Raw genomic sequence first — 26027 nt, 5'->3', positions numbered from 1 at the left:
TTCGCCGGTGGTGGGCACCGACGGCGCAGGATGTGACGGTCAGGCGTATTGCAGGCGGGAGTGCGCTGTCGCGGCGGGCGGACCGAGGTGACGTGGGCGTGGCGCAGCCGGCGCGGTGCGGGGGCGTCCGGTGAGGGATCGGTGGATCGCTTTCGCCGCCATACGGACCGGGGCCGCGTGACGATGATCGAATTCGAGGTGTCCGGTCGGTCCGCAGATGGACAGGGCGGCGACGACATCGCCCACGGGGCCGATCGGGACCGCGATGACGCCGATTCCGCCGGAGATCCGGCTCACCTCGTACGCCACGCCCATCTCCCGGACCTTGCGCAGCTCGGGAGTGAAGTCGGTGAGGTCGTGGGTGCCGTCCGGCGTGTAGGCGAGCAGGGTCTTGCCGATTGCGGAATCACGTGCGGGATAGCGGCTGCCCACGCGGGTAGGCAGCTCCGCGGCGAGTCGGCCACCGACCTTGTCGAGGTAGAGCACATCGGATCCGTCGAGCACTCCGAGATGCACCACATAACCGGTGGCGCGGTGCAGGTCCTGCAGGATCGGAGCGGCCGCGCTGTGCAGGCGGTTCTGGTGCACGGCGATCGAGCCGAGTTCCATCAGGCGGGTGCCGAGCTCGTAGTCGCGGCCTTCGCGGCGTAGCCACCGCATCTCCACGAGGCGTTCGAGCATGCGATGAGCGGAGGAGCGGGGGAGCCCGGTCCGCCTGACGACCTGGGCGAGGGTGAGGCGCCCCGGGCCGTCGAAGGCGTCCAGGACGAGCGAGATTCGTTCGAGAATCGCGGTGGGGGTGGAGTCTGCAGTCGCGGGTGCGGTCACCGATATCTCCCTCGATCCGGGCGAAGATTGCCACGAAACACAGCTGACGTTGGTATTTCTATTAGGAATAGTGACATACTCCTGCCGCTTTGTGAAGTGGATCACCCAGATCGTATGCCGAGGAGAGGGAACCCGTTGTCCTGGCCGGATGGGGTTCCCCCTCCTCGGGGAGCGATCTGTGGTTGTACGGACAGGGCTGCGCAGCGTGTGGCGCTACATCGCTGCGAGAGGTTCGCTGCCGGACCAGTCGTGGCCCCAGTAACTGTCCGCGGTGATCTCCTCGGACGTGTAGAACGTCTCGTCCACCAACTGCCCGTCGGTGCCGAACTCGATATCCCAGCCACCGGGGGCCCGCACGTAGAACGACACCATCTTGTCGTTGGTGTGGCGGCCCAGCGTCGACGACACCGAGAAGCCGTCCTTCACGACACGGTCGAGCGCCTGCCCGACGGCGTCGAGCGTGTCGACCTCGACCATGATGTGCACCAGGCCGGGCGCACCGCCGTGCGGGGCCGGACACAGCGCGAGGCTGTGGTGACGCTGGTTGACACCCAGGAAACGCACCCGCAGCGGGCCGAACTCCGGCGGCGCCGGGATCCGGAAGGCGCCGCGCGGCAGGAAGCCGAGGACGTCGGTGTAGAAGTCGAACGTGCCGTTCGGATCCATCGTCGGCAGCACGACGTGACCCAGACCCTGTGCGCCGGTGACGAACTCGGCACCGAACGGGGTCACGACCGGGCTGTGGTCGAGGACCGCGCCGTGGAAGACCTCGAGTGTGGTGCCGGCGGGATCCTGGAAGGTGACGACCTCCTCGACGCGGCGGGCGTCCGCCTCCTCGAGCGACAGCGGCTTGACCGCGATGCCGGCGCGTTCGACGGCCTCGGTGACCCGGACCAGTGCGGCATGGTCACGGACCTCCCAGCCGACCGTGACGACCTCGTCGGTCTCACCCGGTACGACGACGATGCGCGCGGCGCGCTCGTCCATGCGCAGGTACAGGGCGTCGGGGTCCGGGCCGGAGCCCTTCGCGAAACCGAGCACGTCGAACGCGAAGGTGCGCCAGCGCTCGATGTTGTCGGTCTGGACCTTCACGTAGCCCAGGGCGCGGATGTCGGTGCCGAAGCCGCCGACATGGGGGTTCGTCATGGTATGTCTCCGTTGTGGATTCGAAGTAGTGGTGATCCAGCGGTCAGATCATGGAACGCAGCGGGCCCTGCGGGTCCACGCCGAGGCTGCTCAATGTCGCGGCGTGGTAGACGGTGCCGGGAACGTGGATCGCGTGGTGCAGCCCGGCGTGCGCGTCGCGCCAGAAGCGCTGCATGGGCTTGTCCATGCGCAGGGCGTTGCCGCCGCAGCGGGCGTAGACCTGGTCGATCGCGGTGACGGCCTGCCATGCCGCGTTCACCTGGGTCTCGCGGCCCAGAGCGCGCTGCTCGAACGTCGGGGTCCTGCCGGCGTCGACCAGATCCCACATGCGATCGACGTTGGCCAGCAGCGAATCCCGCGCCGACCGCAGCTTCGCGGTGGCCTCACCGATCGCGAACATCGTGTACGGATCGTCCTTGACCGCGGTGCCCTGCGGGTTGATGCGCTCGCGCTGGTACTCGTTGGCGTGGTGCAGGAGACCCTCGCAGATGCCGATGGTGGCCGACGTAATGCCCAGCGGGAACATGTTCGACCACGGCATCAGGTACAGCGTCTCGGTGCGGCCGTACTTGCGCACCGCGGTCCCGTCGATGACCTCGTCGCAGTCCATGACGCGGTAGTCGGGCACGAACGCGTCCTCGACCACGACGTCCTTGGAGCCGGTGCCGCGCAGACCCACGACGTCCCAGGAGTCCTCGATGATCTCGTAGTCCGAGCGCGGAATGATCACGTGCAGCATTCGCGGCGGCATCTCCATACTGCCGTCCGGGTTGCACGCGAAGGCACCGAGGAACGCCCAGTCACAGTGGTCGGTCCCGGAGGAGAACGACCACCTGCCGGAGAACGTGTAACCGCCGTCGACCGGCACGCACATGCCGCCCGGCATGTACGGCGACGCGAGCCACGTGTCCTGATCCTCGCCCCAGACCTCCTGCTGGACCCGGGGGTCGGCGAACGCGAGCTGCCAGGGGTGCACGCCCACGATGCCGTGGACCCAGCCCGCCGACGGGTTGATCGACGCCATCCGCATGACGGTCTCCGCGAACTCGCGCGGGTGGGCCTCGAGGCCGCCGTGTTCCTTGGGCTGCAGCATGCGGATGCAGCCGGCCTCCTTCATGCGCTTGGCAGTCGCGTCGGCGACCTTGCCGATCCGCTCGGCCTCGATGCCTTCGACGAAGATGTCGTCGGCGGCGGCCTCGATACAGGCCAGGACTTCGTAGCTCATGCTGACTTTCCTTCTGGTGGGTGTGGTTCTGCGCGGCGGGGGGCTAGGACGCCGTGGCAGAACCCTCGGCCTGCTTCGCGATGTTCTCCGCGACCTCCTTCTGCCAGCTCGCGACCGCCCGGGTGGTGTCGATCTCGAACTCGAAGCGCTTGGTCATGTCCTCGGTGACGTCCTCGACGTCGACGTAGAACTGCTGGTACCAGCGGCGCAACTGGTACACCGGGCCGTCCTCCTCGGACAGCAGCGGGTTGTCGATGGGTGCCTTGTTCTTCCAGATCTCGACGTCCTGCTCGAAACCCAGCTGCACACCCTCGGCGAACTGTGCGGCCATTCCGGCCGACGCCTCGTCGGACAGACCCGGCAGCTTCTTGACGATCGCCCCGTACTGCAGCACGAACTCGTCGTTGCTCACCGGGTAGTGACAGTTGATGAGGACCGTCTCGATGGTCTGGCCGTTGGCATCGGATTCGAGCCAGTCGATCATGTACGACGGACCGAAGTACGAGGCCTCAGAACGCAGCTCGGCGTTGGGGTCGTCGTAGTTGGTGCCGGAGATGACGTCCTCCCGGCCGGTGGAGTGCATGTACTGCGTGGCGATGTGGCCTTCGAAGACGTTCTTGAAGTAACGCGGGAACGAGTAGTGGATGTAGAAGAAGTGCGCCATGTCGACGACGTTGTCGACGATCTCGCGGCAGTGCGAGCCCTTGATGCGCAGAGTCTTCCAGCTCCAGTCCGTCCACTCGTCGGTGCCGTAGCCCGCGATCTCGGGGATCGTGACGTCGGCCGGCGGCGGGTTGCCCTGCGGGTCGTTCCACACGTAGAGCTGACCGTTGCGCTCGAGCGTCGTCCACGCGCGGGTCTTGGCGATCGGCGGCACGCGGCGGGCGTAGGGAATGTCGGTGCATCTGCCCTTACCGTTCCAGCGCCAGTCGTGGAACGGACACGCGATGGAGTCACCCTTGATCTCACCGCGGCTCAGGTCACCGCCCATGTGCCGGCAGTAGGCGTCGAGGACGTTGAGTTGTCCCTTGCTGTCGGCGAAGACGGCGAGCTTGGTGCCGAAGGCCTCGATGGAGTGCGGCTTGCCGTCCTGGAAGTCGCGGAGGAGACCGAGACAGTGCCAGCCACGCGCGAAGCGGGTGGGGGCTGCCGCGGCTTCGATCTCGCGGACCTCGATGTCGTCGTCCGAGACTGCCGGGGTTGCGTCGAGAGACATGAATTCCTCCGTACCGTCATGGGGGAGAGATATGTGATCTGCCTCATAGAACTCATCGGCGTGTCGGAGGGAAACAGTTCCTCCCGCTGGATGGAACGCGAAGAACCGAAGGCTCGGACGCGTCCCTCCCGCCACGTGGGAGAAACCCTCCCGAACGCGAGTCCCCGCTGGTTAGCGTCACCTCACGGCAAGCCACGTCGGAAGGAAACACGGATCGTGCGGACGACAGCAGGTGCACCATGCGGATGACGGGGAAGACCGTATTGATCACGGGTGCGGGAGGTGGGCTCGGTCGCGCGTGCGCGACACGGCTGGCCGAGGAAGGCGCCGACATCGTCGCGCTGGATCTGCCGGGTGGTCGCACGGAGCCCGCATTGGCCGAAACTGCCCGCCTCGTGCGGGCCACGGGGCGCCGGATCGTCACCGGAACCGCGGACGTCCGCGACTTCGACGCGGTGGTCGCGGCGGTGCGGTCCGGAGTGTCCGAACTCGGGCCGCTCGACGTCGTGGTCGCCAACGCCGGCATCAGTGACAATCCGGGACCGTCCTGGGAGATCGACGACGAGATCTGGAACCGGTCGATCGACGTCAACCTCACCGGCACCTGGCACACCGTCAAGGCCGGTGTCGCCGAACTCGATCCCGCCGGGGGCTCGGTGATCATCGTCAGTTCCACCGCCGCGATCAAGGCCGTACCGGGGGCGTCGCACTACTCGGCGGCGAAGCACGCGGTCACGGGCCTGGCCAAGACCCTCGCCAACGAACTCGGGTCACGGACGATCCGCGTCAACACGGTCCACCCGGGTGCGGCGGCGACGCCGATGACGCTCAATCCCGCGACCTTCGCGCGGCTGCGCCCCGACCTCGACGCTCCCACCGCCGACGACGCCGCCGAGGTGCTGTCGAGGAAGACGGTCCTGCGCGTGCCGTGGATCGAACCGGTCGACGTGAGCAATGCGGTGTTGTTCCTGGCATCGGACGAATCCCGGTACGTCACCGGCCTGCAGATGATCGTCGACGGCGGTCTGACCCAGAAGGTGGCCTGATGAGTGGACGCCTGGAAGGGAAGGTCGCGCTGATCACCGGTGCGGCACGAGGTATGGGACGCGCCCAGGCCGTGCGGTTCGCGCAGGAGGGCGCCGACATCGTCGCCGTCGACGTGTGCGCACCGGTCGAACATGCGACCACTCCCGGTGCGTCACCCCACGATCTCGCCGAGACCGTGCGACTGGTGGAATCGCTCGGTCGGAAGATCTGTCCCTTCGAGGTGGACGTGCGCGATCAGCCGTCGCTCGACGATGCGGTGGCGCAGGCGGTCGCAACACTCGGCCGCCTGGACGTCGTGTGCGCGACGGCGGGGATCAGCTCCTCGGGCCGGGCGACCGAGATGGACACCGAACGCTGGCAGACCATGCTCGACGTCAACCTGACCGGCGTGTGGCGCACGTGCAAGGCGGCCATTCCCCACATCCTGGACGGCGGGCGCGGAGGTTCGATCGTGCTGATCAGCTCCATCGCCGGTCTTCGTGGGCTCGTGAGTGTCGGCCATTACACCGCCGCCAAACACGGTGTCGTGGGCCTGATGAAATCGCTCGCGAACGAGCTTGCGCCGCAACGGGTGCGGGTCAACACGATCCACCCCGCCAACACCCGGACCCCGATGGTCGAGAACCCGGCCACGATGCGCACCTTCTGCCCGGGTGCCGAGGACCCGACACGGGAACAATTCGAGGCGGCTCTGCAATCGATGCATCTGCTTCCGGTGCCGTTGATCGAGCCCGAGGACATCGCGAACGCGAGCCTGTTCCTCGCATCCGAGGAATCCCGCTACGTCACCGGTGTGACTTTGCCCGTCGACGCCGGCCACTGCGTGAAGTAGGAGGCACCGTGCGATTCGAGGATCTTGCGGGCGGCACCGCTGTCGTGACCGGAGCCGGCAGCGGCATCGGGGAGAGCGCGGCCCGCCGGGCCACCGAACTCGGCATGAACGTGGTGCTCGCGGACGTCTCCGCCCACCGTGCCGAGACGGTCGCGGCGAAGCTGCGAGCCGACGGGCACACGGCGCTGGTGATCCCGACCGACGTCCGTGATGCGGCCGCGGTGGATGCCCTCGCGGACGCGGTGTACTCCGAATTCGGTTCGGTGTCGGTGCTTCTCAACAATGCGGGGCTGGAATCTCTCGGTTTCACGTGGGAGGTTCCCGCCGACGAGTGGCGCCGGGTGATCGACGTCAATCTGCTGGGTGTCTTCCACGGTATCCGCTCGTTCGTCCCGCGGATGGGTGCCGACCCGCGTCGGTCGCACATCGTGAACACGTGCTCGGTGGGTGGCATCGCCATCACACCGCGGATGACGGCCTACGCGGCGTCGAAGCACGGCGTCCAGGCGCTCACCGAATGTCTCTATCTCGAATGCGCCGAGGTGTATCCGCAGATCGGTGTCTCGGTGTTCAGTCCGGGCCAGGTCGCCACGCGCATCTTCGAGGACGTCCCGGTCCGCGACGCGACCACTGACGACGCCGGTTTCTGGCGTGAACAGATCCGGGAAGGCATGGCGCCGGACGACGCCGCGCGGGTGTTGTTCGACGGCATCGTGCGCGACGACTTCTGGATTTCGAGCCACCCCGAGCAGTTCGAGCGCCTGGCATCCAAACGTGCGAGAACCTTGAACGAGAAGTTACGACCGGACGAGTTGTTCGACGGGCGCAACTGATTCCGATCACGCACACCGGGCCGTGCCGGCAGCGGAGCATTCGCGCTCGGCTGTCGGCGCGGCCCGCCGGGTACTCGCGTCGGTTGCAGAACCCGGACGCCGAGGCAGGGAACGGGCTCCGCCGTGTTCCGGCAGAGCCCGCCTCGTGACGTGCGTCGATCGCGGCGAATGTCAATCCTCGATGATCGTGAAGCCCTTGTAACCGGATTCCGCTACCTCGGTGATGATGTCGCGGTAGGCACCGAAGCCGCCGAGGAAGGGCATGAACACGCGGGGTCGTCCGGGGATGTTCGCGCCGACGTACCAGGAGTTCGCGGAATTCAGCAACGACGCCTCGGCCCGGCTGCGGCATTCCTCCACCCAGTCGGCAACGGCCTCCGGGGTGCCCTCGATGCCGGCCGCGCCGCGAGCGTCGAGACAGGCGATGACGTCGGCGACCCAGTCGACGTGAAGTTCGGAGTGCAGCACCATGTTCGCAAGGACAGACGGGCTGCCGGGGCCGGTGAGGTTGAAGAAGTTGGGGAAGCCGTCGATGCCGAGCCCGAGATAGGTCTGTGGTCCGGCGGCCCACTTGTCCTTCAGGCTACGTCCACCGCGCCCCACGATCTCGAGCTTGTCGAGTGATCCGGTCATGGCGTCGAAACCGGTGGCGAGGACGATCGCGTCGAGGTCGTAGTGGGCCCCGGTGGTGATGATGCCGGTCTCGTCCATCCCTACGATCGGGGTGCTGCGCAGGTCGACGAGTTCGACGTTGTCGCGGTTGTACGTCTCGTAGTACCCGCTGTCGGTGACGATGCGTTTGGCCCCGATGGCGTGGTCCTTGGGGATCAGCAGTTCGGCGACCGCGGGATCGTCGACGACCGCGCGGATCTTCTCCTCCCAGAACGCGCGGGCGGTGTCGTTGGCGGCCCGGTCGGTGAGCTGATCCGGGAAGGCTTTCGAGAAGAGGACTCCACCGAGTTTCCAGCGTTCCTCGTAGACGGCGCGTCGCTCCTCCTCGGAGACCTCGAGCGCCGACTTCGGATGTGGTTGATGTGGGGAACCGCCGCCCGACTGCCAGGACAACCGGCGCCGCTCGGCATAATCGGCCTTCTGCTCGGCGCGGGTGGCATCGTCGAGCGGGACGTTGCCGGCGGGGATGCTGTAGTTGGCGGAGCGCTGGAAGACGAACAGTTTCTCGGCCTGCTCGGCGATGATCGGGACGGATTGGATGCCCGACGATCCGGTGCCGATCACGCCGACCCGCTTGCCGGTGAAATCGACCCCTTCGTGGGGCCAGTGGGCCGTATGGAAGACGTCACCGGCGAAGCGGTCGAGACCGTCGAAGGCAGGAATGTTCGCGTTCGAGAGCGGTCCGGCCGCGACGACGAAAAACCGCGCCGAAACCACGTCGCCGGAGTCGGTGTGTACGGTCCACCGCAGGGTGTCCTCGTCGAGAACCGCCGAGGTGACCCGGGTGTCGAACCGGATGTCGCGGCGCAACTCGAATCGGTCGGCGACGTGCTCGAGATAGGCCAGGATCTCGGGCTGGGTGGCGTATTTCTCGCTCCAGTTCCATTCCTGCTCGAGGTCGGGGGAGAACGAGTACGAGTAGTCGACGGATTCGACGTCGCAACGTGCTCCGGGATAGCGGTTCCAGTACCAGACACCACCGACCCCGGATCCGGCTTCGAACGCGCGGACCGTCAGGCCGCGGCTGCGGAAACGATGGATTGCGTACAAACCGGCGATGCCGGCACCGACTACGACGACGTCGAAGTCGGTGATGATCTCGGGTTCCGAATATCGTCCGTTCACTGGGGAAAGCCTTTCCACGAGCGCGAGCCGCCCGGTCCGGACAGGACCGGACCTGGGAGTTCATGAAGTGAATTCACGCTATGACCGAGAGAAGCGGCACGGCACCGGCATATCCCGCCCAGCGGGTCGTTTCGGACGCGGCGGAAGACGAGCCGACAGGATCCGGCGCAGGAGTGATGCTCGTCACCTCCGGAACAAATTCCCACGACCTGCCGTTGGACGAGTCAGACAACTTGAGTGCCACAGGCTCAACTTCACTTGACGACGAGAGTCGCTCCGGTGCAGGCTTGAGTCGACCGCGCTCACCTGAGTCGAACAGGCTCAGGTCGGCATGGAACGTTTTCGCGGTGCACACGCGCCGCGGCAGGAACATTGGAGGAAAATTATGGCTCGTGCGGTCGGCATCGACCTCGGAACCACCAACTCGGTCGTTTCCGTTCTGGAAGGCGGCGAGCCCGTGGTGGTCGCCAACGCAGAGGGGTCCCGTACCACCCCGTCCGTCGTCGCATTCGCGAAGAACGGTGAGGTTCTGGTGGGGCAGCCCGCCAAGAACCAGGCGGTCACCAACGTCGACCGCACCATCCGTTCGGTCAAGCGCCACATCGGCTCCGACTGGACCGTGGCCATCGACGACAAGAAGTACACGCCGCAGGAGATCAGCGCCCGCACGCTGATGAAGCTCAAGCGCGACGCCGAGGCGTACCTCGGTGAAGACATCACCGACGCGGTCATCACCGTCCCGGCGTACTTCAACGACGCACAGCGTCAGGCGACGAAGGAAGCCGGCACCATCGCCGGCCTCAACGTCCTGCGCATCGTCAACGAGCCCACCGCGGCCGCGCTCGCCTACGGCCTCGACAAGGGTGAGAAGGAACAGACCATCCTGGTCTTCGACCTCGGTGGCGGCACCTTCGACGTGTCCCTCCTCGAGATCGGCGACGGCGTCGTCGAGGTCCGCGCGACCTCCGGCGACAACCATCTCGGCGGCGACGACTGGGACGAGCGCATCGTCAACTGGCTCGTCGACAAGTTCAAGGCGCAGCACGGCGTCGACCTGACCAAGGACAAGATGGCCCTGCAGCGTCTGCGTGAGGCTGCGGAGAAGGCGAAGATCGAGCTGTCGTCCTCGCAGTCGACCTCGATCAACCTGCCGTACATCACCGTGGACGCCGACAAGAACCCGCTCTTCCTCGACGAGCAGCTGTCCCGCTCGGAGTTCCAGAAGATCACCGGCGACCTCCTCGAGCGCACCCGCGCTCCGTTCCAGCAGGTCGTCAAGGATGCCGGCATCTCCGTCGGCGATATCGACCACGTCGTCCTCGTGGGCGGCTCGACCCGTATGCCCGCTGTCACCGACCTGGTGCGCGAGCTCACCGGTGGCCGCGAGCCCAACAAGGGTGTGAACCCCGACGAGGTCGTCGCCGTGGGTGCTGCCCTGCAGGCCGGCGTCCTCAAGGGCGAGGTCAAGGACGTGCTCCTGCTCGACGTCACCCCGCTGTCGCTCGGTATCGAGACCAAGGGCGGCGTGATGACCAAGCTCATCGAGCGCAACACCACGATCCCCACCAAGCGGTCGGAGACCTTCACCACGGCCGACGACAACCAGCCGTCCGTGCAGATTCAGGTCTTCCAGGGTGAGCGTGAGATCGCGGCGCACAACAAGCTGCTCGGCTCCTTCGAGCTCGGCGGCATCGCACCGGCTCCGCGCGGTGTCCCGCAGATCGAGGTGACCTTCGACATCGACGCCAACGGCATCGTCCACGTCACCGCCCGCGACAAGGGCACCGGCAAGGAGAACACGATCAAGATCCAGGAAGGCTCCGGCCTGTCCCAGGAGGAGATCGACCGGATGGTCAAGGATGCCGAGGCCCACGCCGAGGAGGACCGCAAGCGTCGCGAGGAGGCCGAGGTCCGCAACCAGGCCGAGTCGCTCGTGCACCAGACCGAGAAGTTCATCAAGGAGAACGAGGACAAGGTGCCGGCCGACGTCAAGGAGAAGGTCGAGGCTGCCGTCAAGGAGGCCAACGACGCTCTCTCCGGCTCGGACATCAACGCGGTCAAGGCCGCCGTCGAGAAGCTCGCGACCGAGTCGCAGGCACTCGGCCAGGCCATCTACGAGGCGCAGGGCGCCGACGGTGCCGCTGCCGGTGACGGCGCGGCCGCAGGTGCCGACGACGTCGTCGACGCCGAGGTCGTCGACGAGCCCAACGATTCGGAGAAGAAGTGAGTGCCGACAAGCCCGAGCAGGAACCGGTGACCGTCACCGACAAGCGACGGATCGACCCCGAGACCTTCGAGGTGCGCGACCCGGCCGACGAGCCGCGCGCCGAGGAGGGGGAGGTGATCGAATCGGTTCCTGCGGAGGGTGAGGCCGAGAAGGCCGGGCAGACCGAGGGGCAGTCGCAGGAGGCGAAGGAACTCGCCGAACGCACCGCCGACCTGCAGCGGGTGAGCGCGGAGTTCGCGAACTACCGTCGCCGCGCCGAAGCGCAGCGCGCGGCGTCCGCGGAGGAGGCCAAGGCATCCGTCGCGGCGAAGTTCCTCGACGTCCTCGACGACCTCGACCGTGCCCGCGCGCACGGCGACCTCGAGTCGGGTCCGTTGAAAGCATTGTCGGACAAGCTCACCGGCGTGTTCGACTCCCTCGGACTGGCCGCATTCGGTGTCGAGGGCGATGCCTTCGATCCCGAACTGCACGAGGCCGTCCAGATGGAAGGCGACGGCAACCATCCGGTGCTCGGGGCGGTGCTCCGCAAGGGCTACCGCTTCGGCGACCGCATTCTGCGGCACGCGATGGTGACGGTGACCGACGGCGATCCGGTGGATACGCCGTCGGGTGAGTCCGGCACAGAGTAAGAACAAGAAAACGCGAGAGGAGGAGACGCCCGGTGAGCCAGCGGGAGTGGATCGAGAAGGACTTCTACAAGGACCTGGGCGTCTCCCCCGACGCGACGCAGGACGAGATCAAGAAGGCCTACCGGAAACTGGCACGGGATCTGCATCCCGACGCCAACCACGGTGACGCGCAGGCCGAAGAGCGCTTCAAGGCCGTCAGCGAGGCCAACGCCGTCCTGTCGGATCCCGCCAAGCGCAAGGAATACGACGAGACCCGGCGCATGTTCGCCTCCGGCGGTTTCCCCGGCGGCGGTGGCTTCCGTGCCGGCACCGGCGGATTCTCCGGTGGCACCGGGGCGACCTTCGACATCGGCGACCTGTTCGGCGGTGGTGGTAGCGGCGGCGACGGCGGGCTCGGCGACCTGTTCGGCGGGCTGTTCAACCGCGCCGGTGGCGGCACCACGCCCACCGCCGGCCGTTCGCGTCCGCGCCGCGGGTCCGATGTCGAGACCGAGACGACGCTCGACTTCCGCGACGCCGTTCAGGGCGTCACGATTCCCCTGCGGATGACCAGCCCGGCGCCGTGCACCACCTGCCACGGCAGCGGTGCCCAGCCGGGAACGAGTCCGCGGGTGTGCCCGAACTGCAACGGAAGCGGTGTGGTCTCCCGCAACCAGGGTGCGTTCGGTTTCTCCGAGCCCTGTGACGACTGCCGGGGCAGCGGATCGATCATCGACAATCCCTGCACCGACTGCCGCGGCACCGGTGTCCAGAACCGCACCCGCACCATCACCGTGCGTGTGCCCGCCGGTATCAAGGACGGCTCCCGTATCCGTCTCGCCGGCCAGGGCGAGGCCGGTCTGCGCGGTGCCCCGTCGGGCGACCTGTTCGTGACGGTGCACGTGCGACCCGACCGCGTGTTCGGCCGTGAGGGCGACGATCTCACCCTCGTGCTCCCCGTCAGCTACGGCGAACTCGTCCTGGGCGCGACCGTGTCGGTGCCGACGCTCGACGGCCGGGTCGGACTGAAGATTCCCGCGGGAACGGCCGACGGCCGGGTGCTGCGAGTGCGTGGCCGCGGTGTTCCCAAGCGCGGTGGCGGCGCCGGAGATCTGCTCGTGACCGTGAAGGTCGCGATCCCGCAGAATCTCGACGAGAAGGCGACGGAAGCACTTCACAACTATCTTCGTGCAGAAGAGGCAGGCGGTTTCGATCCTCGAGAGGGATGGGCAGGTGCGTGATGAGCGAGACGAGAATGCCGCGGGATCTGTCACCGGACCCCGATGCGCGCGTCTACGTCATCTCGGTGGCAGCAGAACTCGCCGGGATGCATGCGCAGACGCTGCGTAATTACGACCGACTCGGACTCGTCACCCCGCACCGCACCAGCGGTGGCGGCCGCCGGTATTCGCCGCGCGACGTCGAACTGCTGCGCGAGGTGCAGCGACTCTCCCAGGACGAAGGCGTCAACCTCGCCGGGATCAAGCGGATCATCGAATTGACCAACCAGGTCGAGGCGCTGCAGCATCGCGTCGCGGAACTCAACGCAGAGGTCGTGCAGTTGCGTTCGACGCGCGGCGATCTGGTGCCGGTGGCGCGCAGCAATGCCCTCGTGGTCTGGAAGCCGCGCAATCGGCGGGACTGACCGCACCGCGGTCGAGCGGGACCGACCGCACCGCGGTCGAGCGGGACCGACCGCACGTTTTTCTCCCGCACAGCGAGATGATCGTGTCGCGACTCTTCGCTGTCTGCCTAGTGTGGCGTGTTCCACACGAACGGTCGACGGAAGGCAGCAGTCATGACGGAGTGGGCGGAAGAATGCGACGTCCTCGTGGTGGGGTCGGGAGCCGGAGGGTGTTGCGGTGCGTACACCGCTGCACGTGAAGGACTTTCGGTGATCCTCGTCGAGGCGTCCGAGTACTTCGGCGGTACCACGGCGTATTCCGGTGGTGGGGGTGTCTGGTTTCCCACCAACGCGGTCTTGCAGCGTGCCGGTGACGACGACACCATCGAGGACGCGCTGACCTACTACCACGCGGTCGTCGGCGACCGCACCCCGCGCGAGCTGCAGGAGGCCTACGTCCGCGGCGGCGCCCCCCTCGTCGACTACCTGGAATCCGACGACGACCTCGAATTCATGGTCTACCCGTGGCCCGACTATTTCGGCAAGGCCCCGAAGGCCCGCGCGCAGGGCCGTCACATCATCCCGTCGCCCCTGCCGGTCGCCGACGACCCCGAGCTCAACGAGTCGGTCCGCGGCCCCCTCGGCCGCGAACGCAACGGTGAGGCCCTGCCCGATGTGCTCATCGGTGGTCGCGCTCTCGTCGGCCGATTCCTCGTCGCCATGCGCAAGTACCCGAATGTGGAGCTGCACCGGAACACCCCGCTCGAGGAACTCATCGTCGAGGACGGTGTGGTGGTCGGCGCGGTCGTCGAGAACAACGGTGAGCGGCGGACGATCCGCGCGCGCAAGGGCGTCGTCCTCGCCGCCGGCGGTTTCGATCAGAACGACGAGATGCGCAGCAAGTACGGTGTGCCGGGCGCTGCACGGGACTCCATGGGTCCGTGGTCGAATCTCGGCAAGGCGCACCAGGCGGGTATCGCCGTGGGCGCCGATGTGGATCTGATGGGCGAGGCCTGGTGGTCGCCGGGTCTGACCCATCCGGACGGACGCTCGGCGTTCGCGCTGTGCTTCACCGGCGGCATCTTCGTCGACCAGGAGGGCAAGCGGTTCACCAACGAGTACGCCCCCTACGACCGACTGGGCCGGGACGTCATCGCCCGCATGGAGCGTGGTGAGATGACCCTGCCGTTCTGGATGATCTACGACGACCGGCGCGGGGCGGTTCCGCCGGTCGGGGCGACGAATGTGCCTCTCGTCGAAACCGAGAAGTACGTCGACGCGGGGCTGTGGAAGACCGCCGGCACCCTCGAGGAGCTCGCCGAGCAGATCGGTGTGCCTGCCGAGTCCCTGAAGGCCACGGTCGCGCGGTGGAACGAGCTGGCTGCGAAGGGCGTCGACGAGGACTTCGATCGCGGTGGCGAGCCGTACGATCTGGCCTTCACCGGCGGCGGTTCCGCGCTGGTTCCGATCGAACAGGGACCCTTCCACGCGGCGCAGTTCGGCATCTCGGACCTCGGTACCAAGGGCGGGTTGCGGACCGACACCGTCGGTCGCGTGCTCGACGGCAACGGCGAACCGATCCCCGGGCTGTACGCGGCGGGCAACACGATGGCCGCACCCAGCGGCACCGTCTACCCCGGCGGCGGCAATCCGATCGGCACGAGCGCGTTGTTCGCGCACCTGTCCGTGATGGACGCGGCGGCGCGCTGACGCACATACGCCGGGCCCGGAAGGATACGCAGGTATCCTTCCGGGCCCGGTGCCGTGTCAGGGGCGGGTGACGGCGAAGTTCGCTGTCATGAACGGATATCCGTCCTCCACGGTCGTCGCGACCGCGAATCCGTGCCGGTTGACTCCTTCGATGTGGGTACCGTCGCCGTTCGCGACGCCCGTGCCGTAGTTGTTGGCCATGAGCGCTACCGTCGCGTCGCCGGGCATCGTGTAGCCGATCCGGATTCCGAATCCGCGGCGATCGGTGCTGCTCGCCGACACCGTCTCCGTCGACCGGGCCGGAACCACGGTGGCCGGCTCGTCCACCCACCTCCCGTAGGGATTGTCCTTCGACGTGAGCACCATCGGTGCGTCGGTGTCGTTGCGGATCGTCACCGAGATGGTGGGTCCGTCGGGGGATGGCGAATCGGCTGCGGCGGTGGCCGGCGCGGTGAGTGCTGCCGCGACGGTGAGAGCCGCGGCGGCGACAGCGCGGGTGCGGTACTTCATTCTGCTCCTGCGATTGACGACTCGGGTTCTGACCGGTCGCCGAAGTGTACCCGCCGGTAGCCTGACGCGTAAGCCCTCGTCGATCAGGCCGGGACCAGGTCGCTGACCTCGGCGACGAGCTCCAGCGAGCGCAGCCAGGCGTCGCGCCCGGGGGCCGAGGAGACGACGATCAGTTCGTCGGCCTGCGCGTGTTCGGTGAAGCGGTCGAGGTAGTCGCGCACCTGGCCGGGAGTGCCCACGGCCGTGTACCGCAGCATCTCGAGCACCTGCATCCCGGCGGGGGAGTCGAGCAGCATGTCGATCTCCTCGTCGGTGAAAGTGCGTCCGCGTCCGACCATCTGCACGACCCGTGCGCGCTTGGTCGCCTCGAACAACGACAGCGCTTCCTCGGTGCTGTCGGCGGCGATGACGCCGACGCCGGCGATGACGTAGGGCTCCGGATGCTCGGGGGAGGGCTGGAACTCGCGGCGGTACAGCTTCACCGCGTCCTCGAGCGCCTGCGGAGCGAAGTGCGATGCGAATGCGTACGGAAGCCCCAGCAACGCAGCGAGTTTCGCCCCGAACAGCGACGATCCGAGGATGTACAGCGGAACGTCGGTGCCCTTACCGGGAATCGCGTCGACCCCCGGTATCCGCGACTCGCCCTTCAGATACGCCTGCAGTTCGAGGACGTCCTGCGGGAAGCTGTCGGCCGAGGTCGGGTCGCGTCGCAGTGCCCGCATGGTCTTCTGGTCGCTGCCCGGCGCGCGCCCGAGACCGAGATCGATGCGGCCCGGATGCAGCGTGGCGAGGGTGCCGAACTGTTCGGCGATGGTCAGCGGCGAATGGTTGGGCAGCATGATGCCGCCCGAGCCGAGACGGATCGACGAGGTGTGCGCGGCGACGTGCGCGATGAGCACGCTCGTCGCCGACGAGGCGATCGTCGGCATGTTGTGATGCTCGGCGTACCAGATGCGCCGGTAGCCCCACTGCTCGGCGAGCCGGGCCATCTTCACGCTGGCGTCGAAGCTCTCGCGGGCGGTCTCACCCTTGCCGATGTGGGCGAGGTCGAGGATGGAGAGGGGAACGGTCACCGGTGATCCTTCGCGTCGGGGCCCGGTATCGGCCGCCGGGCACACCCCCGGAGCAACCTCTACCGGTGACCGTCTATTCCCGTCATCCGCGGTCGAAACCGCCGTAGGTGCCCTGGAAGAACAGCAGGGGGCCGTTGGTGTGCAGTGACGTCAGCCCGGTGACCCGTGCCAGCACGATCGTGTGGTCGCCGGCCTCGTACTCGGTCTCCACCGTCGCCTCGACCCGCGCGAGGGCTCCCTCGATGGCCGGAGCGCCGTTGTCGCCTCGTTCCCAGCGCACCCCGCGGAACTTGTTGCCGCCGCTCACCGCGAACGCACCGCACAGGGTGCGCTGGCTCTCGGACAGGACGTTGACGGCCAGGGTGCCCACCTCCCGGATCTTCGGCCACGTCTTCGAGGTGCGGGCGGGGCAGAACGAGATGAGCGGCGGATCCAGTGATACGGACACGAACGACTGGCACGCGAACCCGAGAGGCTCGTCGCCGTCGAGCGCGGTGATCACCGTGACGCCCGTGCAGAAATTGCTCATCACGTCGCGGATCCGTCGAGGATCGAGCACCGCGTGTTCCGCTGTCATCCAAAAACTCCAATCGATCGGCGTTCGTTCCAGTGTCCGTCACCCACGGCGCAGTGCGCGAACCGTGTCCCGTCGACCGGTCAGCGAACACGCATGTCGCTCGGCGCCCAGACCGCTCGCATGCTGGTGATTCGTCCCTCGTCGTCGAACGTCATGACGTCGATGGGCTCCACTTCGTAGGTCTGTTCACCCGCCGTCGTGACCACGCGGAAGTGGAAGGCGGCGGTCGCTCCGCTGATCCGGAGCGTGAGCAGCTCTGTGGTGTTCTCCGTGGCTTCGACAGCCTTGTAGAACTCGGCGATCGCTGCCTTGCCGACGCGGGGTTCGCTGCCGGCAGGATCCTCCAGGGTGGCGTCGTCGGCATACAGGGCGGCGATGTCGGCCGCCACCCCCGCGGCCACGGCGTCGAGATAGGCGTGCACGGTGGCACGGATGCGCTGCGTACGGGCGTCGGCGTCGGAAACGGTCACGGTCGCTCCTGTGATGGTGCGGGACGAAAGGTGTCGCGCCGACGCTAGCGACCTACCGGCACACGGCATCGACGTTCTCCCGGACAGCGGGAGATGTCGGGGTCACCGCTCGTCGAGATCACCGAATTCCTCGCCGAACAGTTCGGCGAGGGCGGAGAGCTGGTCGCAGTAGTGGTCGGCGGATCCGGCGTCCACACCGGCGCCGACGATCGTCGCGCCCGCTGCGATCGCCCGGTCGAGTCGCCTCCGCGTCGCATCGGGATCGCCGAGCGGGTCGAGCCGGGCGACCGACAGCACGATCTCGAACCCGGGCGGCGGCTGTCTCTTCGCGAGCATCGCCTTCATGTCGTCGAAGGCCAGACCGAAGGGCACCCAGCCGTCCCCGAACTCGCACGCGCGTCGTAGGGAACGCGGGGTGCGGCCGCCGATCCACATCGGCACCCGCGGTTGCACGGCACAGGGGTCGACGACCACCTCCGAGTACTCGAAATATTCTCCACGATAGGAGGGTTCGCGCTGCGAGAGGGAAGCGCGCAGTGCCGCGAGGGCGTCGTCCGCACGGGCGCCACGATCGGTGAACGGCGCATCGAGCAACGCGAACTCCTCCTCGAGCGAACCGACGCCGAGTCCCAGCGTCAGCCGTCCCGAGCTGACCGTGTCGAGAGTGCCGTAGCGCTTGGCGATCTCCAGAGGATGGTGGTAGCCGAGGACGAGAACCTGGGTGACCAACCGGATCCGATCGGTGCGGGCCGCCAGGAAGCCGAGGGTCGCCAGCGGATCCCAATAGGTCCCACCTCGCGTCTCGGCCACCGGCACCGGTACGGCGACATGTTCGCTGCAGGTGAGGTGGTGGAATCCCGCGCGATCGGCGGCGACCGCGATCTGCGACAGTTCCTCGATACCCGCGCCCGCTTCCCATCGGGCGGAGACCCCGGGGACCCGCGTGACGATCGGACTGGTGATTCCGATACGCACCGCCGAACTGCGGTTCGATCCGTCGGTCATACGCTCTCCTTCGTCGATCGGTCCGACAGGGAGTGTGCGCCGAGACGGGACGTGGGGCACGTCCGGTCCCGCTTGCCGATACACGACCCGATGGACGGGATATCGCCTTCCGGTGCGTCCCGGGACGGACCTAGCGTGGCCCGCACGTATCGACTGCGGAGGAGACCGACATGCCGTTGCATCCCGAGGTGGAGTCCATGCTGAAGACCCTGGAGACGGGTTTTCCGGACGTCACGACGATTCCGCCGACGGAACTCCGGGAGATCATCCGCAGTCGTCGCGGTCCGCTCCGGAACCTCCCCGCCATGCGTGAGGTGCACGATCTCGTCGTCGACGGGCCCGGAGGCGACCTCGCGTTGCGCCTCTACCGTCCGGAGTCCCCCGGGACCGCCCTCCCGGTCGTCGTGTTCGCGCACGGAGGTGGGTTCGTCTTCTGCGATCTCGACAGTCACGACGAGTTCTGCCGGTCGATGGCGGACGGCGTCGGGGCCGTCGTCGTGTCCGTCGACTACCGGCTGGCCCCGGAACATCCTGCGCCGGCCGCGCACGACGACATGTACGCCGCGCTCGGCTGGGCGGCCGCAGCCATCGCGTCGTACGGAGGAGACCCGGCGCGCATAGTGGTCGCCGGCGACAGTGCCGGTGGAAACCTCGCCGCCACCGTCGCCCTCGCCGCGCGCGACAAGGGCGGACCGGCAGTGCTCGGTCAGGCATTGTTCTATCCGGTGATCGACGACGACTTCGACACCGAGTCGTACCGGAGGTACGGGACCGGCTACTACAACTCCGCGGCGGCGATGCGGTGGTACTGGGAGCAGTACGCACCGGACGGCACCGACGATCCCCGCCTGATCCCGACCCGCGCCGAAACGCTCGCCGGACTGCCCTCGGCGGTCGTCGTCACCGCCGAACTCGATCCGCCGTGCTCGTCCGGCGACGACTACGCCGCACGCCTCGCTGCAGCCGAAGTGTCCGTGCAGCACCGCAGATTCGACGGCCTGTTCCACGGATTCCTGACCTTCCCTGCGCTCTCGCTCACCGAACCGGCGCGGCAGGAGGTGTGGAAGATGATGCGTGCCCTGGTCGACGGGCGGATCTCCCGGTGACCGGGACGACCGGGCTCGTGTCCTGAGCAACTGCCCTAGCGTCCCGCAGACAACGACGAGAAGGAGACTGTCGATGGCCCCGACATCCGTACCGCCCGTGGTACCCGCCCAGGACACCACCGTCGACCTGCTCGTGATCGGGTCGGGTACAGGTATGGCCGCCGCGATCGCCGCGCACGAAGCGGGACTGTCGGCGCTCATCGTCGAGAAATCCGAATATGTCGGCGGTTCCACCGCCCGCTCCGGTGGTGCCTTCTGGGTGCCGGCCAATCCCGTGCTGAAGGAGTCGGGCTCGGGAGACACCGTCGAGCGTGGTCACACCTACGTTCGGTCGGTCGTCGACGGTACCGCCCCCGTCGAGCGGGGCGAAGCGTTCGTCGACTACGGAACCGAGACGGTCGAGATGCTCCGTCGCGCCACCCCCATGAAGCTGTTCTGGGCCGAGGGCTACTCCGATTACCACCCCGAACTTCCGGGTGGTTCGGCGGTGGGCCGCAGCTGTGAGTGCCGGCCGTTCGACCTGTCGGTGCTCGGAGAGGAACGGTCGCGACTGCGTCCGGGACTCATGGAGGCGAGCCTGCCGATGCCCACCACGGGCGCCGACTACAAGTGGATGAACCTCATGCTGCGCGTGCCGCACAAGGGTTTCCCGCGCATCTTCAAGCGGCTGGCACAGGGCGTCGCCGGACTCGCCGTCAAGCGTGAATACGTCGCCGGTGGACAGGCCATCGCTGCGGGCCTGTTCGCGGGTGTGCTGAAGGCGGGGGTGCCGGTGTGGACCGAGACCTCGCTGGTGCGTCTGGTCACCGAGGGTGACCGGGTGACCGGTGCGGTCGTGGCGCAGAACGGGCGGGAGGTCACCGTGACCGCGCGTCGCGGTGTGGTGCTCGCCGCGGGCGGTTTCGATCACGACATGGCGATGCGGCGCAAGTACCAGTCCGAGAACCTGCTCGATCACGAGAGCCTCGGCGCGGAGACCAACACGGGCGACGCGATCAAGGCGGCCCAGGAGGTCGGCGCCGATCTCGACCTCATGGATCAGGCATGGTGGTTCCCCGCCGTTGCACCGACCCGCCCGGGTAGGCCGCCGATGGTCATGCTCGCCGAGCGTTCCCTGCCCGGTTCCTTCATCGTCGATCAGACCGGACGACGGTTCGCGAACGAGTCGTCGGACTACATGTCCTTCGGACAGCTGGTGCTCGAACGCGAACGTACCGGTGATCCGGTCGAGTCGATGTGGATCGTGTTCGACCAGAAGTACCGCAACAGCTATGTCTTCGCGGCCGGGGTGTTCCCGCGTCAGCCGCTCCCGGAAGCCTGGTACAAGGCGGGCATCGCCCACCGCGCATCCACGGCCGAAGAGCTCGCCGCATCGATGGGGGTGCCGGTGGAGACCTTCGCGGCGACCTTCGGCAAGTTCAACGACGACGCCGCAGCCGGAACGGATTCCGAGTTCGGGCGTGGACGCAGCGCCTACGACCGTTACTACGGCGACCCCACGGTCCAGCCGAATCCGAACCTGCGTCCCCTGACCCGCGGGCCGCTCTACGCGGTGAAGATGACCTTGAGCGATCTCGGTACCTGCGGTGGCCTGCGCGCCGACGAGCGGGCGCGGGTTCTCCGGGAGGACGGCAGCCCGATCACCGGTCTCTACGCGATCGGCAACACCGCAGCCAACGCGTTCGGGCACAGCTATCCCGGCGCGGGTGCCACGATCGGACAGGGCCTGGTGTTCGGGTACATCGCTGCCCGCGACGCCGCTCAGTACGGGTCGTAGCGGATGTTCTCGGCCGGGGTGCCCGTCTCGATCAGTCGCTGAGCGGTGGTGCGCACCATGGCTGCCGGCCCGCACACGAGCACCTGGTGGTCGCCGAACGCGCCGTAGGACGTGACGACCTCGTCGATACTGCCCTCGAGCAGTTCGTCGGGGTCGGGTCCGAACTCGTCGATGCGCGGCGCGATGCGGTCGAACCAGGGGTCGGGGACGTCGGGGATCTCGAGGGTCTCCACGACCGGCACCACCGTCAGCCACGGCAGCGCCTCCGACAGGAGGGTGAGCATGTCGGCGGCGTACAGGTCGCACGGGTTGCGGGCGCCCGTGAACAGGAAGGTGCGGGGCGGTTCCGGCCGGCGCGCCGCGTCGAGGATCAACGACCGCAGCGGCGCGAGGCCCGTTCCGCCGGCCACCATGATGACGATGCGCCCGGTGTCGTCGATGTGGAGGTCGCCGCCGCGGCCCGCGCCGATCTGCCATACGTCGCCCGGTCGGGTGTCGGCGACGATCGCCCCGCTCACCCAGCCGCCCGGAACCGTGCGCACGTGGAACTCGAGTTTGCCGTCCAACGAGGGCGGCAGAGCGGGGGAGAGGCGACGCGGCAGCGTGGGGCGCTGTGGCACAGCGACGTCGACGTACTGGCCGGGGCGGAAATCGACGATGGCGTCGTCGCATTCGAGGCGGACGACGGCGAGGTCGTGCCGGAGACGATGATGTTCGACGACGGTTGCGGTGACTGCCGTCTCGGTCTTGCTCGGTGACGACGTGGCCGACTGCATGCGCGATCCCCCGGGTGGTGTGCTGTGGCAACGAATCGGCGTCGTCGCCGAGGTGAGCGTCCGAATCGGGCGTCGTCGCCGGATGTGCCCAAGACTCTAGGCGAGAAATCACCGAAAAGGCAGGGTGGAACGTGTTTCAGTTTTAGGCTCGGAGCGGTTATCGTGACCATCGGCAGGTGATGGTCACCACAACGCGGAACGCCGACCGGTGACGTCACACAACGGACCGTCACAGCACACCGGAAGGACGACCATGCCCGAGGAGTACGCCGACCTCTACCGTCCCGCATTCACGCCCGATCTCCTCATCACCGCGCTCGATCGCAGCGCCGACCGCCCCGCCCTGCACCTCGGTGACGTCGTCCTCACCGGAGCCGAGATGCGCGCCGCCATCAGCCGGTTCCAGCAGGCGCTCGCATCGGTGGAGGTCGGGCAGGGATCGGCCGTGGCGATGCTGTCCAAGAACCGGCCCGAGGTGCTCATCTCGATGGGCGCCACGATGGTCGCCGGCTGCCGCAACACCGCGCTGAACCCCATGGGGTCGCTCTCCGACCACCTGTACATCTCGACCGACGCGGGGATCGAGACCCTGATCTTCGACCCCGGCCACTTCGAGGAGCGCGCCGCCGAGCTGCGCGAGCAGGTGCCGACCCTGAAGAACTTGTTCTCTCTCGGCCCGTCCTCGGTCGGAACCGACATTCTCGCCCTGTCGGAGCAGTTCACCGAGCAGCGGCTCGTGTCCGCGCCCGTCGACATCGAGGACACCTCGTCCATCGTCTACACCGGCGGCACCACCGGGAAGCCGAAGGGCGTGATGGGCTCGTTCCGTTCGGGCGCGGCCCTCAACCAGATCCAGATGTCCGAGTGGCAGTGGCCCGAGCAGCCCCGCTTCCTCGTGTGCACCCCACTCTCGCACGCCGGTGCGGCGTTCTTCGTCCCCACACTCCTGCGCGGTGGATGCCTCTACGTGCTGCCCCACTTCGACCCCGCGCTCGTGCTCGAAACGATCGAGAAGCACCGCATCAACGCGACCATGCTCGTGCCGACGATGATCTACATGCTGCTCGACCACCCGGATGTCGACAGCCGCGACCTGTCGAGCCTCGAGACCCTGTTCTACGGCGCCTCGGCCATGTCGCCGTCCCGCCTGCGCGAGGGGATCGAGCGGCTCGGTCCTGTCTTCTTCCAGTTCTACGGCCAGTCCGAATGCGGCATGACGATCTCGGTACTGCGCAAGGAAGAGCACCTGGCCGACGATCCGGGGCGCCTCGCGTCGTGCGGCCGGCCCGTGCCGTGGCTCGACGTCCGTCTGCTCGACGACGACCTGAACGAGGTGCCGCAGGGCGAACTCGGCGAGATCTGCGTGCGCGGTCCGCTGGTGATGAAGGGCTATCTGAACAAGCCGGAAGAGACCGCCGACGCGCTGCGAGGCGGATGGCTGCACACCGGCGACGTCGCGCGCGCCGACAAGAACGGCTTCATGACGATCGTCGATCGCAAGAAGGACATGATCGTCACCGGCGGGTTCAACGTCTTCCCCCGCGAGATCGAGGACGCCATCTCGTCGCACCCGGCGGTCGCGTCCGTGGCCGTCGTCGGTGTGCCCGACGCCAAGTGGGGCGAGGCCGTCAAAGCGTGCGTCGTGTTGCGCGAGGGGCAGTCGGTACCGGCCGAGGAACTGATCGAGAAGGTGCGCGCGGCAAAGGGTTCGGTGCACGCACCCAAGTCGGTCGACTTCCTCGACTCGCTGCCGCTGACACCACTGGGCAAGCTCGACAAGAAGACGCTGCGGGCGTCCTACCGCTGACCGTCTCCACTGCGCTGTGCAGTCCGGTTTCCTGCAACAGGTCTCGGCGGCCGCCCGCGGCCGCCGAGAGTTGCTGCCACCCTTGTTCTCTGTCTCACCACTGGTGCGCGACGTCCAGCACCACCCGTGAACCGCTGCCGGGGCCGTCGAGGGTGAACACCCGGAACGGCAGCCGGGCGCGCACGCCGACTCCGAGAGTGGTCTGTCCTTCGAAACTGTTGGCCCATGCCACCTGCCGCAGGGTTCGGTAGCCGGCGACATCGACCACTTCGCGTCGGTCGGCCGGCACGTAGTAGGCGGGAGCGAGGATCACCACCTGGAGATAGGCGCCACCGCGCAGCGGCACCTCGAATCCGGAACCGTCCTCGTAGACGGTGGGGACGTAGCCGACGCGGTAGCCCGCGGCCGGTCCGGCGAGGTCGACGACGATCCGGTCGAAACACTCGTGCCGTCCCGATCGCACGGCGGTGAACGGTGAGGTGACCATCGTCGGGTTCGATGTGTCGAGCGAACCCCAGGTGATGCCGCAATAGGGCGTTGCGGCGGACGCGGTCGGGCCGATCAGTCCGATCCCCGCGATGGCGACGACCATCGCGAGCCACACGTGAATCCTGCTCATGTCCGTTCCTCTGTGTGTGGCTGATGATGGGGCATCGCACAAAGTGTGATCCGCGTTACATCACGCTTCTCTGTTCCGCTGCTGCAGGCGCTCGTCGTGGGGCGTATCTTCCCGGGCACCGGCACCGCGAGGGTGCCGAGCAACGACGCGGGTGTCGCGACCGCCCGTTACACTTTTCGTCCATGGGATTCGGGGGGGATCACGAAAGGCGCTCGCGCGCAAGTACGTCTGGAACCGAAGCGCCGCGACGAAGCGAAGCCGAGCCGGAAGGGGGAGTGGACGTCTTCCTCACCGATCGCGGCGCTGCTCCTGCTCGCCGTGGTGATCCTCGGCGCGGTCGGTGCAGCGCGCGAGAACATGGCGCTGTTCACGATGGCGTTCTTCGGGGGCCTGTGGTCTCCCGCTCTCGGACTCGGAGTCCGGTACATCCGTCAGGGCCGGCTGGGACTCGAAGCCCCGGTCGACGTCTCCGTGCTGGTCGTCGCCGACGCCCATCCGAACTTCGTGCGCGCTGTCGAGGACGGACGTGCGGGGGCCTTCCTGCCTCCGCGCAACCGTATGAGTACTGATCGTCGCGGGCGGTCTTTCACTGCCGGGGGCGTGCTGACATACTCCCTCGCATGGTGAACGGGGACGCCCAGCGGGTCGAGGTGCGGTTGGCGGTCGAGTATCCGGGTTCCGGGGCGACGAACACGCTCGGAGACGGTTCGATACGACCGGTCGATCCCATTCCGCCGATCTGCCCGCGGCACGGCGAACCCGAGACCGGTCGTGTCCGGGTGACGGTCGCGGCCGATGCGTCGGAGCCCCGCGGGGGGTCGAGCCGGATCGGCTCGGCACTCGAAGCCGCCTACGCCGTGCAGGTCGCCGCGGTCGATTGGCCCGTGTGCGCCCGGTGCGTCGCCGTCCGCACGCGCTGGCAGATCGCTGCCGCCGCGACATGCACGGTTCTCGGTGTCATCTTCCTCGCACTGGTGTTCGCTCTCGTGCAGGGCGCCCCGAAGATCTACGGCCTGGCGCTGCTCAGCGTCTTCGGCCTGTCGTTCCTGCCGATCTACGTCGCTCTGCGGGTGCTCGAACCGAAACGGGCGACCCTGGGAATGTCGGTGGCGGAGGACGGTTCGGAACTCGTCGTGTCGCAGGCGCATCCGGAATTCGCGCGGGCGGTCGCGGCGCAGCGGATGTAGCCGCCGAATCCGGTGTCCCCGGTGCGG

Annotated in this window: 25 protein-coding genes; 13 read left to right on the top strand and 12 right to left on the bottom strand. The window is 67.6% G+C overall.

Features of this window, described 5'->3' with window-relative positions; genetic code table 11:
- Nucleotides 1–39: 39 nt before the first annotated feature.
- The 4 genes from EQ874_RS17635 to EQ874_RS17620 all read right to left on the bottom strand — a co-directional run bounded on the left by EQ874_RS17635 (nucleotide 40) and on the right by EQ874_RS17620 (nucleotide 4415).
- Nucleotides 40–828 (bottom strand): IclR family transcriptional regulator, encoded by a 789-nt coding sequence (locus EQ874_RS17635; protein ID WP_129977576.1) that lies wholly within the window; start codon nucleotides 826–828, stop codon nucleotides 40–42.
- A gap of 213 nt (nucleotides 829–1041) precedes the next feature.
- Nucleotides 1042–1974, bottom strand: coding sequence for a biphenyl-2,3-diol 1,2-dioxygenase (bphC, locus tag EQ874_RS17630; RefSeq protein WP_064062759.1), 933 nt, complete (start codon nucleotides 1972–1974; stop codon nucleotides 1042–1044).
- Between the two features lie 43 nt (nucleotides 1975–2017).
- Nucleotides 2018–3199, bottom strand: a complete 1182-nt coding sequence (locus EQ874_RS17625; protein ID WP_129977575.1) for a hydroxylase — start codon at nucleotides 3197–3199, stop codon at nucleotides 2018–2020.
- Nucleotides 3200–3242: 43 nt separating this feature from the next.
- Nucleotides 3243–4415, bottom strand: coding sequence for a Rieske 2Fe-2S domain-containing protein (locus EQ874_RS17620; RefSeq protein ID WP_129977574.1), 1173 nt, complete (start codon nucleotides 4413–4415; stop codon nucleotides 3243–3245).
- Between the two features lie 245 nt (nucleotides 4416–4660).
- Here EQ874_RS17620 and EQ874_RS17615 point away from each other — a divergent pair, with 245 nt between their 5' ends.
- The 3 genes from EQ874_RS17615 to EQ874_RS17605 are packed head-to-tail and all read left to right on the top strand — an operon-like array spanning nucleotide 4661 to nucleotide 7127.
- On the top strand, nucleotides 4661–5461 hold the full coding sequence (locus EQ874_RS17615; RefSeq protein ID WP_084421449.1) for a mycofactocin-coupled SDR family oxidoreductase: 801 nt from the start codon (nucleotides 4661–4663) through the stop codon (nucleotides 5459–5461).
- On the top strand, nucleotides 5461–6294 hold the full coding sequence (locus EQ874_RS17610) for a mycofactocin-coupled SDR family oxidoreductase (protein ID WP_064062755.1): 834 nt from the start codon (nucleotides 5461–5463) through the stop codon (nucleotides 6292–6294). Before EQ874_RS17615 ends, EQ874_RS17610 begins: the two co-directional genes overlap by 1 nt.
- 8 nt (nucleotides 6295–6302) lie before the next feature.
- A complete protein-coding gene (locus EQ874_RS17605; protein WP_129977573.1) occupies nucleotides 6303–7127 on the top strand; it encodes an SDR family NAD(P)-dependent oxidoreductase in 825 nt (274 codons plus the stop codon).
- A 171-nt stretch (nucleotides 7128–7298) separates the two neighbouring features.
- Here EQ874_RS17605 and EQ874_RS17600 read toward each other — a convergent pair whose 3' ends face one another.
- Nucleotides 7299–8924 carry an NAD(P)/FAD-dependent oxidoreductase gene (locus EQ874_RS17600; protein WP_129977572.1) on the bottom strand — a complete coding sequence of 542 codons (1626 nt, stop codon included), beginning with the start codon at nucleotides 8922–8924 and terminating at the stop codon, nucleotides 7299–7301.
- Between the two features lie 385 nt (nucleotides 8925–9309).
- Here EQ874_RS17600 and dnaK point away from each other — a divergent pair, with 385 nt between their 5' ends.
- The 5 genes from dnaK (at nucleotide 9310) to EQ874_RS17575 (ending at nucleotide 15093) form a co-directional block, all read left to right on the top strand.
- Nucleotides 9310–11151 carry a molecular chaperone DnaK gene (dnaK, locus tag EQ874_RS17595; protein WP_016933862.1) on the top strand — a complete coding sequence of 614 codons (1842 nt, stop codon included), beginning with the start codon at nucleotides 9310–9312 and terminating at the stop codon, nucleotides 11149–11151.
- Entirely contained in the window at nucleotides 11148–11780 is a 633-nt protein-coding gene (grpE, locus tag EQ874_RS17590) for a nucleotide exchange factor GrpE (protein ID WP_016933861.1), read from the top strand. Before dnaK ends, grpE begins: the two co-directional genes overlap by 4 nt.
- A 32-nt stretch (nucleotides 11781–11812) precedes the next feature.
- Nucleotides 11813–13000, top strand: coding sequence for a molecular chaperone DnaJ (gene dnaJ, locus EQ874_RS17585; protein ID WP_129977571.1), 1188 nt, complete (start codon nucleotides 11813–11815; stop codon nucleotides 12998–13000).
- Nucleotides 13000–13404: a helix-turn-helix transcriptional regulator gene (locus EQ874_RS17580; protein ID WP_016933859.1), complete on the top strand. Its 405-nt coding sequence runs from the start codon at nucleotides 13000–13002 to the stop codon at nucleotides 13402–13404. The genes dnaJ and EQ874_RS17580 overlap by 1 nt, the downstream gene beginning before the upstream one ends.
- A gap of 153 nt (nucleotides 13405–13557) precedes the next feature.
- Nucleotides 13558–15093, top strand: a complete 1536-nt coding sequence (locus EQ874_RS17575; protein ID WP_129977570.1) for an FAD-binding protein — start codon at nucleotides 13558–13560, stop codon at nucleotides 15091–15093.
- 57 nt (nucleotides 15094–15150) lie between these two features.
- On the opposite strand, the gene EQ874_RS17570 is transcribed toward EQ874_RS17575, so the two are convergent.
- From EQ874_RS17570 to EQ874_RS17550, 5 genes are all read right to left on the bottom strand, one after another.
- Complete coding sequence (locus EQ874_RS17570; RefSeq protein ID WP_064062748.1) at nucleotides 15151–15603, bottom strand: hypothetical protein; 453 nt, start codon at nucleotides 15601–15603, stop codon at nucleotides 15151–15153.
- A gap of 83 nt (nucleotides 15604–15686) precedes the next feature.
- Nucleotides 15687–16676, bottom strand: a complete 990-nt coding sequence (locus EQ874_RS17565) for an LLM class flavin-dependent oxidoreductase (RefSeq protein ID WP_064062747.1) — start codon at nucleotides 16674–16676, stop codon at nucleotides 15687–15689.
- 82 nt (nucleotides 16677–16758) lie between these two features.
- Nucleotides 16759–17253: a flavin reductase family protein gene (locus tag EQ874_RS17560; RefSeq protein WP_064062746.1), complete on the bottom strand. Its 495-nt coding sequence runs from the start codon at nucleotides 17251–17253 to the stop codon at nucleotides 16759–16761.
- An 80-nt stretch (nucleotides 17254–17333) separates the two neighbouring features.
- Nucleotides 17334–17723, bottom strand: coding sequence for a nuclear transport factor 2 family protein (locus EQ874_RS17555; RefSeq protein WP_016935722.1), 390 nt, complete (start codon nucleotides 17721–17723; stop codon nucleotides 17334–17336).
- A 102-nt stretch (nucleotides 17724–17825) separates the two neighbouring features.
- On the bottom strand, nucleotides 17826–18698 hold the full coding sequence (locus EQ874_RS17550; RefSeq protein WP_207213573.1) for an LLM class F420-dependent oxidoreductase: 873 nt from the start codon (nucleotides 18696–18698) through the stop codon (nucleotides 17826–17828).
- A 200-nt stretch (nucleotides 18699–18898) separates the two neighbouring features.
- On the opposite strand from EQ874_RS17550, the gene EQ874_RS17545 reads away from it, so the two are divergent.
- Together EQ874_RS17545 and EQ874_RS17540 are read left to right on the top strand one after the other, a co-directional pair.
- Entirely contained in the window at nucleotides 18899–19834 is a 936-nt protein-coding gene (locus tag EQ874_RS17545) for an alpha/beta hydrolase (RefSeq protein WP_129977569.1), read from the top strand.
- Between the two features lie 73 nt (nucleotides 19835–19907).
- Nucleotides 19908–21611 (top strand): 3-ketosteroid-delta-1-dehydrogenase, encoded by a 1704-nt coding sequence (locus tag EQ874_RS17540; RefSeq protein WP_165369270.1) that lies wholly within the window; start codon nucleotides 19908–19910, stop codon nucleotides 21609–21611.
- Here EQ874_RS17540 and EQ874_RS17535 read toward each other — a convergent pair.
- Complete coding sequence (locus EQ874_RS17535) at nucleotides 21596–22387, bottom strand: FAD-binding oxidoreductase (protein ID WP_064062742.1); 792 nt, start codon at nucleotides 22385–22387, stop codon at nucleotides 21596–21598. The genes EQ874_RS17540 and EQ874_RS17535 overlap by 16 nt on opposite strands.
- A 253-nt stretch (nucleotides 22388–22640) precedes the next feature.
- Here EQ874_RS17535 and EQ874_RS17530 point away from each other — a divergent pair, with 253 nt between their 5' ends.
- Complete coding sequence (locus EQ874_RS17530; protein WP_064062741.1) at nucleotides 22641–24194, top strand: AMP-binding protein; 1554 nt, start codon at nucleotides 22641–22643, stop codon at nucleotides 24192–24194.
- A 94-nt stretch (nucleotides 24195–24288) separates the two neighbouring features.
- On the opposite strand, the gene EQ874_RS17525 is transcribed toward EQ874_RS17530, so the two are convergent.
- Entirely contained in the window at nucleotides 24289–24813 is a 525-nt protein-coding gene (locus EQ874_RS17525; RefSeq protein ID WP_242496793.1) for a hypothetical protein, read from the bottom strand.
- 45 nt (nucleotides 24814–24858) lie between these two features.
- On the opposite strand from EQ874_RS17525, the gene EQ874_RS17520 reads away from it, so the two are divergent.
- Nucleotides 24859–25440 carry a hypothetical protein gene (locus EQ874_RS17520; protein WP_129977568.1) on the top strand — a complete coding sequence of 194 codons (582 nt, stop codon included), beginning with the start codon at nucleotides 24859–24861 and terminating at the stop codon, nucleotides 25438–25440.
- On the top strand, nucleotides 25434–26000 hold the full coding sequence (locus EQ874_RS17515; RefSeq protein ID WP_016933127.1) for a hypothetical protein: 567 nt from the start codon (nucleotides 25434–25436) through the stop codon (nucleotides 25998–26000). Before EQ874_RS17520 ends, EQ874_RS17515 begins: the two co-directional genes overlap by 7 nt.
- Nucleotides 26001–26027: the final 27 nt, after the last annotated feature.

The organism is Rhodococcus sp. Q1 (assembly GCF_004153645.1).
Classification (GTDB): Bacteria; Actinomycetota; Actinomycetes; order Mycobacteriales; family Mycobacteriaceae; genus Rhodococcus; species Rhodococcus gordoniae.
Note: the sequence above shows the minus strand (reverse complement) of the source record. Positions and strands in the feature narration are given on the sequence as shown.